The 15,687-nt window shown below is 44.8% G+C and carries 14 protein-coding genes and 1 pseudogene; all 15 read right to left on the reverse strand.

The annotated features are described in order from the left end of the window. Positions 1–167, reverse strand: a pseudogene (locus TX85_RS27550) (anthranilate phosphoribosyltransferase); the annotation flags it as partial. Positions 168–205: 38 nt separating this feature from the next. Then, entirely contained in the window at positions 206–1,768 is a 1,563-nt protein-coding gene (gene trpE, locus TX85_RS10120) for an anthranilate synthase component I (RefSeq protein WP_044479010.1), read from the reverse strand. A 354-nt stretch (positions 1,769–2,122) separates the two neighbouring features. Beyond that, complete coding sequence (aroH, locus tag TX85_RS10125; RefSeq protein WP_044479011.1) at positions 2,123–2,491, reverse strand: chorismate mutase; 369 nt, start codon at positions 2,489–2,491, stop codon at positions 2,123–2,125. After that, entirely contained in the window at positions 2,484–3,590 is a 1,107-nt protein-coding gene (gene aroB / locus TX85_RS10130) for a 3-dehydroquinate synthase (RefSeq protein WP_044479012.1), read from the reverse strand. The genes aroH and aroB overlap by 8 nt, the downstream gene beginning before the upstream one ends. Then, positions 3,590–4,759 carry a chorismate synthase gene (aroC, locus tag TX85_RS10135; protein ID WP_044479014.1) on the reverse strand — a complete coding sequence of 390 codons (1,170 nt, stop codon included), beginning with the start codon at positions 4,757–4,759 and terminating at the stop codon, positions 3,590–3,592. Before aroC ends, aroB begins: the two co-directional genes overlap by 1 nt. A gap of 301 nt (positions 4,760–5,060) precedes the next feature. Then, positions 5,061–6,116 carry a LacI family DNA-binding transcriptional regulator gene (locus TX85_RS10140; RefSeq protein WP_049894896.1) on the reverse strand — a complete coding sequence of 352 codons (1,056 nt, stop codon included), beginning with the start codon at positions 6,114–6,116 and terminating at the stop codon, positions 5,061–5,063. Positions 6,117–6,159: 43 nt separating this feature from the next. After that, complete coding sequence (locus TX85_RS10145) at positions 6,160–6,855, reverse strand: MgtC/SapB family protein (RefSeq protein WP_044479967.1); 696 nt, start codon at positions 6,853–6,855, stop codon at positions 6,160–6,162. 64 nt (positions 6,856–6,919) lie between these two features. After that, positions 6,920–9,013, reverse strand: coding sequence for a methyl-accepting chemotaxis protein (locus tag TX85_RS10150; RefSeq protein WP_044479015.1), 2,094 nt, complete (start codon positions 9,011–9,013; stop codon positions 6,920–6,922). Between the two features lie 18 nt (positions 9,014–9,031). Beyond that, positions 9,032–9,841 carry a histidinol-phosphatase gene (locus TX85_RS10155; RefSeq protein ID WP_044479017.1) on the reverse strand — a complete coding sequence of 270 codons (810 nt, stop codon included), beginning with the start codon at positions 9,839–9,841 and terminating at the stop codon, positions 9,032–9,034. Between the two features lie 83 nt (positions 9,842–9,924). Next, the gene (locus TX85_RS10160; protein WP_044479019.1) at positions 9,925–10,764 is read right to left on the reverse strand and encodes a sugar ABC transporter permease; all 840 of its coding nucleotides are present in this window, start codon (positions 10,762–10,764) and stop codon (positions 9,925–9,927) included. Continuing rightward, the gene (locus tag TX85_RS10165) at positions 10,764–12,029 is read right to left on the reverse strand and encodes a carbohydrate ABC transporter permease (RefSeq protein ID WP_316244883.1); all 1,266 of its coding nucleotides are present in this window, start codon (positions 12,027–12,029) and stop codon (positions 10,764–10,766) included. Before TX85_RS10165 ends, TX85_RS10160 begins: the two co-directional genes overlap by 1 nt. Positions 12,030–12,166: 137 nt before the next feature. Then, positions 12,167–13,489 carry a sugar ABC transporter substrate-binding protein gene (locus TX85_RS10170; RefSeq protein ID WP_044479021.1) on the reverse strand — a complete coding sequence of 441 codons (1,323 nt, stop codon included), beginning with the start codon at positions 13,487–13,489 and terminating at the stop codon, positions 12,167–12,169. A 43-nt stretch (positions 13,490–13,532) separates the two neighbouring features. Further along, a complete protein-coding gene (locus TX85_RS25360; protein WP_233500681.1) occupies positions 13,533–14,231 on the reverse strand; it encodes a histidine phosphatase family protein in 699 nt (232 codons plus the stop codon). 392 nt (positions 14,232–14,623) lie between these two features. Further along, a complete protein-coding gene (locus tag TX85_RS27010) occupies positions 14,624–14,797 on the reverse strand; it encodes a hypothetical protein (protein ID WP_187375137.1) in 174 nt (57 codons plus the stop codon). A gap of 69 nt (positions 14,798–14,866) precedes the next feature. Further along, positions 14,867–15,673 (reverse strand): CheR family methyltransferase, encoded by an 807-nt coding sequence (locus tag TX85_RS10180; RefSeq protein WP_044479022.1) that lies wholly within the window; start codon positions 15,671–15,673, stop codon positions 14,867–14,869. Between the last annotated feature and the right edge of the window lie 14 nt (positions 15,674–15,687).

A 15,687-nucleotide genomic window follows, 5' to 3' on the forward strand; every position in this document is an offset into this window, starting at 1 on the left:
ACCGTCTCCCCCTTGATTCGCAGCGCTGTCAGCAGCGAGCCGATCTGAGCAGGCGTCGATTGTCCGTCCATAATGGATTCCATGACTCCCCTTGCCTCTTCCCGGCTCAGATTTTGACCGTCAATCAGTTTTGAGATTCCGCTTTGAATCGCTTCTTGTGCATTCATCTTCCTTCCTCCTGTTCCTAGTCGTAATTGGATATCGGTCAACCCCGCGGCTGGTATTCATACAGATAGTCCTGATTCACCGTCGAGTCATTCTTCTGTTGCGGCGGAAACATCTCTTCCGCGGTTCGTATCGCAGTCAGCAGCGCCTTGGCTTTGTTCACGGACTCCTGATATTCGTTCTCGGGAATCGAATCCCAGACAATACCTCCGCCAGCCTGGACATAGGCCCTGCCTTGCTTGAACACTATAGTTCGAATCGTAATACAGGAGTCCATATTGCCGGAAAATCCAAGATAGCCAATGGCCCCGGCATATGTGCCGCGCAATTCATTTTCCAGCTCCGCGATAATCTCCATCGCTCTCAGCTTGGGTGCGCCGGATACCGTACCGGCTGGCATACAGGAGAGAAAGGCGTCGAAGAAGTCTTTATCCTCACGAATCTTGCCTGATACCTTGGACACCATGTGCATCACATGAGAATATCGTTCGATCTCCATGTAGGAATCACATCTGACCGTTCCGAATTCGGCTACCCGCCCCAGGTCATTACGGCCCAGATCAACCAGCATCAAGTGCTCGGCGCGTTCCTTCTCGTCCTGCAGCAGCTCTTGCTCCAAGCGTTGATCCTCGGCATCTGTCGCTCCCCGCGGTCTTGTGCCGGCTATAGGTCTCGTCTCAACGCGCTCACCCTCCACCTTGACAAGCACCTCAGGGGAAGTGCCTACAATGATCTCTTCCCCGAGCTTCAGGTAATACATATATGGCGAAGGATTCATCGTGCGCAGCACCCGATAGACATGAAGCGGATCAACCTCGGTCTCGATGTGAAATCTCTGGGACAATACCACCTGGAAAATATCTCCTGCCCGGATGTATTCTTTGCCTTTTTCCACATTGGCAATGAACTGCTCCTTGGTCAGATTCGATTGAATATTCCCCAGATCCACCTGCCGCGGCACCGGTCTGCGGTTAAAGCTCTCTCCAGGTCCTTCTTCCTGCAGCAGGGCAGCCATATCGTCGAGCTTGCGTTCGGTCTCCGCATAAGCCCGGCGGATATCCTCATCCCTATCGCCCTCCTGGATATGCACATTCGCCACCAGCAAAATATGCTGTCTCACATGGTCGAATACAATTACTTGATCGCAGAACATAAATTGCATATCTTGCATGTTCAGATCGTCACGGCGATGTGCCGGGAGCTTCTCATAATACTGGAGCAGATCATATCCGAAAAATCCGATGGCTCCGCCTGTGAAAGGAGGAAGATCAGGAAGCTCGGGACTGCGGTATCCCCGTAAGATTGCCTTAAGCTCATCCACGGGCTTCTCGGATTGGAGCGTCGTCTGGACGCCCTTCTTCTCAAGAATCACCTCCCCCTTCTTCACCTTCATAAGCAGGAAAGGATCGGTACCGATGAAGGAGTAGCGAGCCCATTTCACCCCGCCCTCTACACTTTCAAGCATAAAAGCATAATTCCGTTCGGCAATCCGCCGAAAAATGCGGATAGGGGTTTCCATGTCAGCAAGCAAGGTGCGGACGACTGGAATCAAATTATATTCTTTGGCCATCCCGATCACTTGCTCCACTTGCGGCGTTGTCATTTCGCTCACTTCCTTCGCGGATATTGAAAATCTTCGGTATATAACAAAAAACCTCTACCGAAGTAGAGGTTTGCTTTTATCGCAGATTATTCACGTATGACGAACATATCAAGGAAAACAGAACCATGGACAATTTCTCCAGAACAGATAGGCAAATTACACCTGTCCCCAGGATTCATCCTCTGTTAACCCGGCCCTACAGCCGCTGCTCATCATGATCTCAACTCTGCTCAACTCAGCTAAACTCAACTCTACTCGGCTCTAATACTCACTCACTACAGACTAGCATGCCCTATGGCCTCAAAAATCTTAAAACTAATATACCTTATGCCAACTGCTTTTGGCAACAGGGAATTACTTGACGCTCAGATCGGGACGAAGGCTCTGCGCCTCGTTCAGGTACACATGATGCATTTCCCTCTGGCCTTTGTTCGTGTTGACCTGCACCAGCAGCCGAATACATTTCGGCAGACTTCCCTTCACCGGAATTTCGGTGGAGCACATCAACGGAACCATATCCCAGCCGCTTAAGCCGCGGATGGCGCGAGCCGGGAAGGTCGCATCCAAATCCGGTGTGACCGTGATCCAGACATTGCTGATATCCTCGGGAACAATTTCATTCCGCTTTACGATTTCTTTCAATAATTCCAAGGTAGCTGATAACATTTCCTCTTCTTCATTACGGGCAATCGTCGTCGCCCCGCGAATCCCCCGGTTATACACGGCGGTCGACCTCCTTCAATTCACGGATGACCTGACGGACTTCATCCAAGGTCACATCCGGAACAATCTCTACAGTTCCAATCTCCCTAGGCAGTACAAAGACAAGCTGCTGGGACACAAACTTTTTATCATGCATCATTGCAGCAATCAGCCGCTCCTCATCCATGTGCCCGGGAAGGGTTACAGGAAGTCCGAACCGCTGCAGCAAATCCTTTGTCTCCTCATAAAGCTCGGCAGGCGCAAATCCCCGATTGACAGCGATTTTTGCGGATGCTGCCATGCCGATGGATATCGCTTCACCGTGCAACAGCTCTCCATAGCCGCCAACCGCTTCAATCGCATGGCCCAGCGTATGCCCCAGGTTGAGGATGGCCCGCAGACCAAGCTCCCGCTCGTCTTTGGATACAACCTGTGCTTTGATTGCACAGCCCATCTCCAGACCGTAACCAAGCGATTCGGGCTTGAGATTCAGCAGCTCCTCAGCATGCTCCCTGCACCAAGACGTAAATGCCGCGTCCCAGATCAGGCCATGCTTCACCATCTCAGCAAGCCCGGCACGAATTTCACGAATCGGCAAGGTTTGCAGGGTATCCAGATCGTATAATACCATTTCAGGCTGATAGAAAGCGCCAATCATATTTTTCGCGAGTCTGTGGTTGACTGCAACCTTGCCGCCCACACTGCTATCATGCGCCAGGATGGTTGTCGGCACCTGAATAAAGGGTACTCCCCGCATATAGGCAGCGGCGACAAACCCGGCCAAATCCCCTACGACTCCGCCGCCAAGCGCCAGAACAGCCGAGCGGCGGTCCAGTCCGCCTTCGATCGCAGAGGTCATAACCTCCTCGAATACCGTCAACGACTTCGACTTTTCGCCGGCTGCAACCACCGCATGAACCGTACGGTATCCGCTGGCAGCCAGCGAAGTGGTCAGACGCTCCAGATACAACGGCCCCACTTGATCGTCGGTTACGATCAAATGCGGACTCTTCTTGCTAATCCCAAGCCGCTCCAGATATTCGCCGGCTGATTCAAGCAAGCCGGAGCCAATATGAATCGGATACGAGCGTTCGCCCAGCTCAACCGTTAACGTACGCATTAGTAATTCTCCAGCTGAGCCAGGTAGCTTTTCACATTCCGTTCGATTTCCTCCAGCGAGTCACCGCCGAATTTCTCCAGAAATGCCTTCGCAACCTCCCAGGCTACCACATGCTCAAGCACAACGCTGGCTGCTGGCACTGCACATGCATCCGAACGCTCCACCTGGGCCGCGAACGGCTCCTTCGTATCGATATCTACACTTTGCAGCGGCTTATACAACGTCGGGATCGGCTTCATCACACCGCGGACGACGATCGGCATTCCATTCGTCATACCGCCTTCAAAGCCGCCAAGCCGATTGCTGGCCCGATGATATCCGCGTTCTTCACTATACAGAATTTCATCATGCACCTTGGAGCCAGGCAATCTGCCCGCCTCAAAGCCAATCCCGATCTCCACGCCCTTAAAGGCATTAATCGACATCACGGCTTGGGCAATACGTCCGTCCAGCTTGCGGTCATATTGTACATGACTTCCCAGGCCAATCGGCACGCCTTCGACAATACATTCGACGATCCCGCCGATGGAGTCTCCCTCCTCCTTAATCTTGTCGATATAAGCCTCCATCAGCTTCTCTGTCTCCGGATCAACAACCCGCACCGAGGAATTCTCGGTCTTCGAGATCAGTTCATCAATCGGAAGCTGGTGCGGAGGGGCTTCGATCTCGCCGATCCGGATAACCTGACCGGCAATCTTGATGCCGAAATGGCCCAGCAGCTGCTTGGCAATCGCGCCAACGGCTACCCGTATCGCTGTCTCGCGAGCACTGGAGCGTTCAAGTACATTCCGCAGATCCTTCAGATTATATTTAAGTCCTCCGTTCAAATCCGCATGACCAGGACGCGGACGATGAACCCGCCGCTTCTCTTCATCTGTGCCGGAGATCGGTTCGATATTCATGATATTGCGCCAGTGGGTCCAATCATTATTGGCAACCACCAATGCGACAGGCGCACCGGTCGTCAAGCCGTGGCGGACTCCGCCGACAATCTCAGCCGTATCCTTCTCGATTTGCATGCGCCGGCCTCTACCATAGCCTTTCTGACGACGGGCAAGCTCAAAGTTCAAAGCCTCGAAATCCAGCTTCAAATTGCTGGGCAATCCTTCAATAATCGCGGTCAGCTGGGGTCCGTGCGTCTCCCCGGCCGTTAAGTAACGTAATGTCATGGATGCGTTCCCCCTTTAAACTGTTAAACTGTAAAGAGCTAAAATCCGATAATTCTTCTGACCATTATAATATTAGTTGCAATGTCTTGTCACGCATGTTTCCGTAAAAAACAAGAAAGCTATAATTTTAGCACGCTGGAATATAGGGTAGTGAAAAAGAAGATCGCCACAACCCTACCCGGTATGGGTGAACTGCTGACGATCTTCTTTATTTGCACTAATTTACATCATTAACTCCTCTTAGAGGCTTTTGGTTGTCTACGCGACCGCCACTGCCGAGACTTATAGAGACCTTCTTTTGTCAGATCAAACTAACTGTAGAACGATTTGTAGATTGCCGTTCAATAATTTCTGAAGGTAATGTCACACTTTTGTGTACCCAAGCCGGTGGTTTCGAATCCATTAATTCGCTTAGCAATTGAACAGCTTCGGTTCCAAGTGCTGATGGATTCAGGTTTAAGCCAGTGATGGATGGTGCGACTTTGTCTAAATATGTAACGTTATTGAAAGTCAAAATACCCACATCCTCCGGCACTCTCATTTTTTTGTTTTGACAATACTTCAATGTAATTAAAGAAGCAATGGGCTCCATTGTTATTATTGCATCGAAGCTCACTTCTTCCTCAATAGCCTTGTCCAGGGCTTTTGTTATATCCAATTCTTCATTGTCACAATAGATGATATTGGTAAAGTCGGTCTCTTCGCTTTCCTCAATAGCTCTCTGATAGCCATGAATACGGTCATAAGTAAAATCTTGTTTTAAATCGGGGGTCAGAAACAATATTTTACGGTAGCCCTTATCCAGTAAATACTTAGTCGCCATATAGCTATCTCGTATATTATCGTTGTGAACAGAAAAAACATTCTGGTTCAGGCTGCTTCCTATCATCACAAACGGAACATGACTCTCCTGCATACTCTTCAGCAATAAATCCTTGTCCGAGGAGAATATGCTGGTAAAAACAAACCCATTAACTTGCTTCTTCTTAAACAAGTCTATAGACTTCTCAATCAACTCTTCAATGTTATAGTACAGGGAGAATTGAACGTTGTAGCCAAACTTCTTCACTGCATCAGAAATTCCGCAAAGTACGTTGCTGAAGAACACATTGTCAAGCATATCCTTTGGATCCCTAGCGATTGAAAAGCCTATTGTTCCAGATTTATCATTTGCTTGAGAATGCACCGGCACATACTGGATTTGCTCCATGGCGGATAAAACCCTTGCTTTTGTTTCACTTGCAATATTACCTTTTTGCGTAATAACTCTCGAGACAGTTGCTGGCGAAACTCCTGCCAGAAGAGCTACATCTTTTATAGTAGAGATTTCAATCACCTCTCCAAAAAATGAGTACATTAAAGATATTACTCTTTATTTTATAATGAATATCCCGTTGAATCTAGTTGAGTTTCTTAGAGAGATTGAATAAATTTGATACTTCTATTGACAATACGTCTTCAAAATTGTAAATCCTGTTTATTGCACTTACAATTTTATTCTCCCGGGGCAATTTAACGCTTAAGCGAACAATTATGGTTTTCGATTTTTCTTCAGTCTTGTTGTTTGACTGAACCAGCAATTCGTGTATCTGTACTCCCTGTTCATCTAGTTCTTCTACAATTTGCCCTAAAGTTCCTTGATGATCATACATTTTTATATTCATTTCATGTCTTCTGTATTTGCGGAGTATATACTTCTCCCACTTCTGGAATACGAACAAGCTGACTAGTACGAGCAAAGTGACAAGAACTGCCACATAATAGAATCCAGCTCCAACACAAAGGCCAATCCCCGCCACGACCCAGATTGAGGCTGCTGTCGTTAAACCGGAAACAAACGATCCTGTTCGAATAATAGCACCTGCCCCTAAAAAACCAATACCAGTGATAACCTGAGCAGCTAGCCGGGCCGGGTCCATTCTAACATTGAATTCACTGGCAAATTCCCCAAATCCATAAATAGATAACAACATAATTGTCGCAGAACCAACACAGACAAGAATATGGGTTCGAAATCCAGCTGCATGATTATTAACTTCCCGTTCAAAACCAATGATCCCGCCCAGTAATAAGGCGATTAATATCCTGATCGTCATATCCAAGTAAGTGATATGCCATACACCTGAGCCTATATCAAACACATGTCTTCCCTGCCTTTCCCTATTCACTCTCCTTATTTCTTGTTTGGAATAGTTTTAATGATTCTTTCAGTTTTTGTGACAAATCCTCAAGTTTGCGGGAGAGACCGACTAGCTTCTCGCTGCTGCTTAATTGCTCGGATGTGATCGAAGCCACCTCCTCAGAAGCTGCTGATGACTGCTCCGCTACCGCGCTCACATTACTTATTGACTCCGACAAAATTAACTGTGATTGATTCAATTCCTTTATTGACGAAATAGATGACTTATTATGCTCAATAAACAAGTCCATTTTCTCCCGTACATGATCAAATATAGTTGCAGCTTCCTTAATTGAACGAATCTGTTCGTTTAACAACGGAGATGCTGTAAGGAGCAATTCAACTGTCGCCTCAACTTCATTTCGAATATCGCTTGTAATTGCCTGTACAATACCAATAGACTCCTTCGATTGATCTGACAGATTGCGTATTTCATTGGCGATGACCATAAATCCTTTTCCTGCTGCACCTGCCCTAACTGCCTCAATCGACGCATTCAAAGATAAAATGTTCGTCTGCTGCGTCATCGTCTTTAATACTTCCAATATTTTATGAATTGAAATGGTACTTTCCTTCAACCGATCTACTTTACCGACCATGGAGCTTGTCAGTTCTTCCGTTGTATTGGTCTTTGAGATGAGGTCGTTCATATACTCTGTTCCCTGACTGCTAATTAAATACACTTGGTCAGCCGACTCTTCCATTTTTGAATTAAAATCAATCACTTTATTCATACTCAGGCCAATGTTCTCGGCATAAGTCATCTCTCTTTCCGCCTCTATCGAAAGCTCCATAGCCCCTTTTGCGATTTGTTCAATTGCTGAAGCCACTTCTCTCGCCATCTCAGAAGTCTTCTCAGAAACCTCAGACAATTCAAAAGCAGTATGGAATACATGCTGTGCGGAACCATCGGTTTTGGTGACTAATAGGGAGATTTTCTCCATCATCTGGTTAAAGCTCTTTCCCAGCTTGCCTATTTCATCTTGTCCTTTAAATTTTGTGCGTACCGATAAGTTCCCTCCCTCTCCCTCCTCCATTAAGGAAGAAAGCTGCTGCAAGGGTTTCCCTACCATTCGAAGTACAAAAAAACCGATAGCGATACTTAATAACGCAGAAATGATTATGATACCAATAGTAACTGTAATAATACTGCTTGTCTCTTGAACCAGCTCACTAACCGGTGCTACACCCACCACCATCCAATTGGATAGTTCATTGCGCTTGTACACTACAAGCTGAGTCTTGCTCTGCTCATCTTTAATAAAGATGGATCCCCTGTCTTCTTCTCCATGACCGGTATCAAATATACGGAGTGATGATTTACTTTCCAGTAAAGTTATATCCTCAATGTGAGCAATATTGTTGTCATTGCCGATTAACATAATCTGGCTCGATTCAGCTAGAGAGATGTTCGCCAGAACATCTGTTAATGCCTGATCCCTGACTTCAAACAAGATAATATATTCTTTGTCTGGATTATTTAGGTTCTTTTGTAGTCGTCCAATCATCATCGTAGGCTCGGAATTCAGATCAAATAGCCCCTTCTTCTGAGCAGGCATATATACGACTTCACCATTCGCTTCAATCACTTGGCTGAGCCACGAATGGTTATCATCAGTCAAATTCAGTGAGCTTGCACCCTTGGAACTCAATAGCTTTGTTTTATCCAAATTTTTCGGGACAAGTCTCACCGAGAACAGCCTTTTATCTGCCGCAACTAAACTGTTTAATCTCTCAACAATATTATTCGTTAACTGGTTCTTCCCTGCAGTGGATAATCCAGGCTCATTATAGGCAAGCAATTGTCCAATGAGTTCTTGATCTACCATTAGCTGTCTAGCTTGACTCTCGTATACCCCAAATAGAAAATTTAATTTATCCGAAGCTTGTTCAATCGTTTGCAGAGACGCAGAAGCAACCTTCTTTTTAATAATATTCTTCGATATTGAATAAGAGGCCACTCCAAGAGTCGATACGAGCACAACAATACTGCAAATAATTATCAAAAAGAGCTTTAGTCCCACTGATTGATTGATGACGCTGAAGGGCCGTACTCCTGACAACCTGTTCTTCATAAATACCCTCCAGATTTATTAAGATTTGAGATCCAAGTAATAAGGATTGCGTTGTCTGAAAATAACCCATCTTCTAAATCCAATTTGCGCTAATGTGTTACGTACCTTCTCCCACTCGTTTCCGACCCGCAAAGGATCATGAGCATCTGAGCCAAATGTAATCTCCACTCCATAATAATAGGCCTGCTCAATCACATTGATAGATGGATACCAGTCCTCTGGGGATTTTCGGAATCCTCCAGTATTTACTTCTAGGGCAACTCCTCTTTGGGCCATAGTCTTGAGCAGCGGTCCTATATAAGGCGCATATAAATTTTGGAACGACTCATAACCCCGATTAAACCTGTCCATATGTCCAATGATATTCACCCATCTACTCTGAACAGACAGTTGCATTAACTCAATAAACCTTTTGAATTCCTCGTCCCGCTCTTCTTCAGAGGCGGTGCTCCAATCTACGCCCTTACTCACAAGCGAGGGAGAAGTGAAATGGATCGACCCAATGACATAATCAAGCGGAAAGCTGGTATAAGAGTGATCATATAAGTCAATGTGTTCCTTAAAAATATCCGATTCAACACCAATTAACAGTTCTATTTGATCCTTGTATTTCTTTTTTAAATAGTAAGCTTCTTCTATATATTTAAAGAATTCACTTTTTCCCATCGCTAGTTTCGGAAAAGGCTTGTCCTCATCTGAAAAAAAGTACGGAGAATGATCGGTTATTCCCAGAACTTTCATACCTCTTGAAATTGCGATTTCTATATAGTCCTCCAATGCGCCGCTTGCATGTCCGCATCTTTCGTGGTGTGTATGTAAATCAAACACTGCTTCTCCTCCAATCTCCTTCTACGACAAGATACAATTCAGAGATTTCTCGCGAGACAATAGCCTCGCATGCTCTCTTGGGACTATCCTTTATCAGCACCAGCGGTCAACCCTTCCACTAAGAAGCGTTGGAAGAACATGAACACTAGTGTAATAGGCAGTGCAACTAATACACATCCAGCAGCAAACAAAGTAAACTGTGTTGAAAATTGACTGCTTACCATGTTGTATAATCCAACTGCCAGCGTCTGCTGCTCCTTGGTTCGAAGCACCATTTGAGCGAAAATAAAATCATTAAACGCCCCGGCAAACGAGGTTACCGACAAATACACAATTAATGGCCTCGATAGGGGAACAAAAATTCTAAAGAACACAATCCAGTGATTGGCCCCATCTATTCTGGCCGCCTCTTCCAGACTCCGTGGTATGGTGTCGAAATAGCCTTTTACCAGCAAATACCCCATAGCTGCCCCGCCTGAATAAACAAACATCAAAGCAGAATGCTTATTCAGTAAATTCATATTTAACAACAAAATGTAAACTGCAATCATACTCATAAAAGAAGGAAACATATTCAGAACAAATAGTCCCGACATCAAGCTTTTCCGTCCACGGAAGCGGAAGCGTGAAACAGCGTAACCGGTCAGCAGTACAAAGAATGTACTGCATACCATGGATACAATCGCAATTTTGAGCGTATTCATATACCATTGTGCAAAAGGAAACTCTCTAAAAAGCTCTAAATAATGCTCAATGGTAAAACGTTCAGGCAGCAAATGCTCGCTGTATAGCGCAGTTCCTGGCCGGAAAGAGGCTAACACAACCCATAAGGCAGGATAGATCGTAACGATGGCAATAACAATCAAGAGTAAATGGTGACTAAAGTCGCCCACAATTTTTTTCAACTTCGCTGCACTTATCATCAGTTAAGATCCTCCTCTTTAAATGAGCGTGTCCGGCGAACATTCCAGATCGACAGAGTTGCCAAGATGATAAAGATTATGATACCGATGACAGATGCAAAATTATAATTGCCTTGGTTCATCGTAAGGTTATATAGCCATGTAATCAAAATGTCTGTATTTCCCGCGAATTGATACTCGCTGTTAGCCGGGTTGCCGTTGGTTAATAGGAAAATAGCACTGAAGCTATTCACATTGCCGGCAAACATACCAATTAGGATCGGAGATAAAGAATACATAACGCTTGGGAATGTGATCATTCTAAATTTTTGGAAGGCAGAGGCTCCATCAACTTCTGCAGCTTGATACAATTCTTTGGAAATCGTAGTTAGTATTCCGATGATCAACAGCATCGATATTGGATAACCATGCCAGAGATTAACTAATAACACGGTTACCTTTGCCCAGGTAGGGTCAGAGAGCCAGGATGGTCCCTGAATACCGATCCATTTCAAATACTGATTAATCGGTCCAAACTGAGAATTAAACATGTTGCGCATAATTAAATATGAGACAAAACTCGGAATCGCAAATGGCAAAATATAAATCGTCCGCCATACGGATTTGAGTCGTGTTCTGGTGCTCTGCACCAGTAGCGCCACGCCAAATCCACCGAAGAATGTCGATACCGTAGCAAGAACCGCCCAAATAACATTCCATTTGAGCACCCCATAGAATGTATTTGCCCATTTGTTCAATGTAAACAATTGTTTAAAGGCGTCAAAGCCAATCCAATCTATCAAATTAGCGGGGGGTAAATACTTAGGGGACGAATAGTTAGTAAAAGCAATCATGACCGAGAATACAAGCGGTAGAACGGTAAAGAAGAACACAAAAAGAAGCGGTACAGAAATAATCAGCTGCGGAAACCTATGCTGACTAACATATTTCAATGATTCTATAAAATTATGAGGTCGAATTCCTTGTTCAAGGGATTTCCCGACTTTATATGCATCTTTAATGTTAGCGATGTATACATAGCCAAACACAATAAGCCCGAACAACACAATCAATCCTTGAACAATCAAGAAAATGGAATGATCACCAGGAACCATCTTATATACTTTTCCAACCAGTTCCAATTGCTGAGCCTTTTCGCCCAAAGTAATGATGCCCCATAATGCTTCTTTTAAATTTAAGACAATGTAATATAATCCCAAGCCATGTAACAGGAGCATTAGAATACCCTTTATGTATTGGCGATTATAGATTTGTCCCAGTCCCATTGCAACGACGGAGAGAATGGATGCCGTCTTCCTGTTGGGTTTCATTATCAGTATTACATCTCCTTCAAGTTAAGCAATTATCCATTTTTGAAGAGGATAACTGCTTAACTTTTATGTTATCTACTACAATCCGAGAATCACTTAGCGCTTTGCTGTTCAATGCCTGCCTTGATGTCAGTAACAGCCTTGTCCAGCGTCGTCTTTACATCGGCGCCTTCCCAGATTAATTCCAAGGCAGCAGTCATCGGTCCCCACATTTGAGTCGCTGGAAGAATATTGGGCATCGGCTGAGAGTTTTTAATTTGTTCTGTAAATGCTTTCACTACCTCATTACCAGTAATTTCAGGCAGAGAATCCATGCCATTAAGCGACGGAATGACCCCCGTTAATTCAAAGTTCTTCATTGCAGCCTCTTCTGTAGTGGCAAAATGAATAAACAATTTAGCGGCATTCGGATATTGGCTGAATGAGCTTACATAATAAGCTTTCACTCCAGAGAAACTGATAGGCGTCTTGCCGTTTGGCATCGGAGGAAGAGGAACCGCCCCAACTTCAAATCCCAGCTTTTCCTTCGTGAAGTTCCCCAATTGAGCTACTCCATCCATATTGATCGGCAATTTCCCGGTTTGGAACAGGTTAGTTTTTACGTCTGCGGTTGCATCGACACCTTTAATCGGAAGAGCTGCTTTCAAGCTTTGGAAAAATTGCATTCCTTCAATAGCGCCGTCGCTATTCAAACCAATATCTTCCGGGTCCGTTCCATTGTTTCCAAAGATATAACCCCCGCTCCCCCCAATCCAAGAATAGTTATAATAAAAATCCGTCACCTGCCACATAAAACCAAACTTATTGTTAGCTACATCGTTATACCCTTTAGCAAATTCGACAATGCTGTCCCATGATTTTAGAACCTCCTCATCAACAAGCTCCTTGTTGTAATACAAGAGGTAGGTTTCTACATTACGAGGGTAGCCGTAGATCATACCGTCCAACGATACAGCATCCACCAGTTCCTTAGGGTAGTTGGCTATTGTTTCTTCTGCATAATAATCATTAGGCAGTAAAATGCCAGAAGCTACCGCATCGCCTAAGGTATTATGAGGCATAACCAATATATCCGCGCCCAGGCCGGCAGGGCCGTCAGTTTTCAATTTTTTCCGTTGTTCCGTAGCTGGAACCTCCTGAAATTCGACCGGAATATTATATTTGCTTGTAAACTCCTTCGCAATCGCTTCAATGAAAGGCTGCTCATCCTTACCTTCCCAAATGACCAGCTTTGCACCAGGCTCCGGTACTAAACCTTCATCTTCACCATTCACTGATGTTGATGACCCATTCTCGGACGAAATGTTATTGCTTGCATCGGATGTCACTGAATTGCCAGAGCCCGACGAGCATGCAGTAATAGAAAAAACTAAAACTAATGCAGTCAACAAAAGTGTAATTTTTTTGAAATTCATTAAAAAACCTCCTAATTGGGCTTTGTTATTAGGTGAATAAGATTCAATCAGATACATGTATTCCTAGATGTTCGGTAAAAACTTCAGCAGACTCGCATTTACCATCAGCTCTCATCGTGAACTTGACAATACCGGCATTATAGACCGGAATCATATCACCTGGATTAGCAATTTGCTTCAAGTCCGCAGTAGATTGTCCATGCCCAACAACAACAATGTTCTCGTCAGTCCCTAGTTCTGGAGCAATATGCCTATCATAAAAAGAACGAACTCTAGCTCTTACCGCACGTTGATCCTCCGGCCATACCGGCCACCACTGCTTACTTTTATCGTGTGTATGTATAAACCTCACGTTGTCGTAATCGCTTTCAATTTGGTCGCACCTTAGCCAGTTATAATCCCGATACTCTGTCCATTGATCCAGAAACATCTCAGACATTTCGGGAACCAGGATCACCGGCAAGTTGCAGGCCCGTGCAAGAGGCAATGCTGATAGAAGAGCTCTTCGAAGCGGACTAGAAAATATGACCTTAACTTTAATATCCTTAAAGTACGTGGGTATTTGCTGAGCTTGCCAATATCCTATTTCAGATAGCTCACAATCTGCTCCGCCTCCTTTTCCGATATTCATTGTTGATTGTCCATGTCGGATTACGTACAAATTCAACGTACAATTCCCTCCCTTCTCCAAATGGAATACTTCAAGTGAAATTAGATTCATATTTATTTCATAATATTTCATATTTATTTCACTTGATACTTTCTTATTTAATCACATATACCTTTCTTTGTGAAGCGTTTTTTTACATAATAAACCCTAAAACATCAATATTCGTTTATAATAGACGTTAACATAGTCTATATTGACATAAATTATGAATAAATTCGCGAAATGTTTATAAGATATTTCATTATCATTCAGAAATAATTCCATAAAAATTATACTTGGATTACATGGCATATACTTTGGGGTGGTTTTTATCTAGGGGAATTCTGTTTATGATGCTCGCTGAAAAAATCATTTGTGTGATCGGCTGCATAAAGATAAAAAACCCGTTTCTGCAGGAATACTACCTGCAAAAACGGGTGGTTAAAAAATATGCAGCAAGGAAATCGGCCCGGGATACCGGAAGATTAAGGATGTCCTGACGCATGCTGCTGCTCATCCAACAGCTCACGCCGCTTGTCACTGTAGGATTGCTCCAATATTCCTGACAGCTGTGCCTTTTCGAGCCCCAGCACCTGAGAGCACTCCTGCAGCGTCAATAATCCTCTCCGGTAAGCATCAATGACCTTTCTCTTATCCATATATGCCCTGCCTCCTATTGACCCTGTTGTTCGTCATTATGGGATAACAAGAGGAGGAATATACAGCGGCTAGGCTTTTTTACGATAAAAGAACGTATCGGCAGACTCAAATCCGTATTGCGAAGGCGAGAAGATCTGTTCAGTGCTTCCGACGAATAAAATGCCCCCTGGGCGCAGCGCTCCTGCAAACTTGTGATAGAGCTGATGCTTTGCTTCCTCTGTAAAATAAATCATTACATTGCGGCATACGATCAGATCAAAGCCCTCTTCGAATTTGTCCAGCAGCAGGTTCTGCTTCTTGAAGCTCACCGCTTTCTTCACCTTCTCGTCGAAGCGGAACATCGCTCCGTCCTGTGTGAAGTATTTCTTGGCAATCTCCTCGGGAACATCCTTCAATGAACGCTCCAGATATTTGCCCTCGGCGGCTTTTGCCAGCGCCCCTTCATCAATGTCAGACGCCAGCAAATATGTACTATGGAGCAATCCCTTCTCAGCCAGAATCATGGACAGCGTATATGGCTCCTCTCCTGTTGAGCAGGCCGCACTCCAGATGCGCAGCTTGGGGGTTCCGGATTCAGGAAGCAAAGACGGGAGCACCTTGTCCCGAAGCACCTCCCAACGATTCGGGTTCCGCCAGAACTCCGATACATTGATCGTCATCTTGTCCAGAAATTCATAGAATAAAGGCTTGCTTTGCATCATGGCTGTGTAAAAGGCATCGAATGAAGGAAAGCCGTTCTTGTTGCGCAGCGTAGTCAGTCTGCGTTTCATTTGGGCTTCCTTGTATTGGGCCAAATCTATGCCTGTGCTCTTCTTGATACTTTGAATAAATCCGAGATAGTCCGGATCCATCTGAATCTGTTCTTCCGGCAGCATCACATTATCCCCCA

This window comes from Paenibacillus antibioticophila, from assembly GCF_000455265.1.
GTDB classification, from domain to species: Bacteria; Bacillota; Bacilli; order Paenibacillales; family Paenibacillaceae; genus Fontibacillus; species Fontibacillus antibioticophila.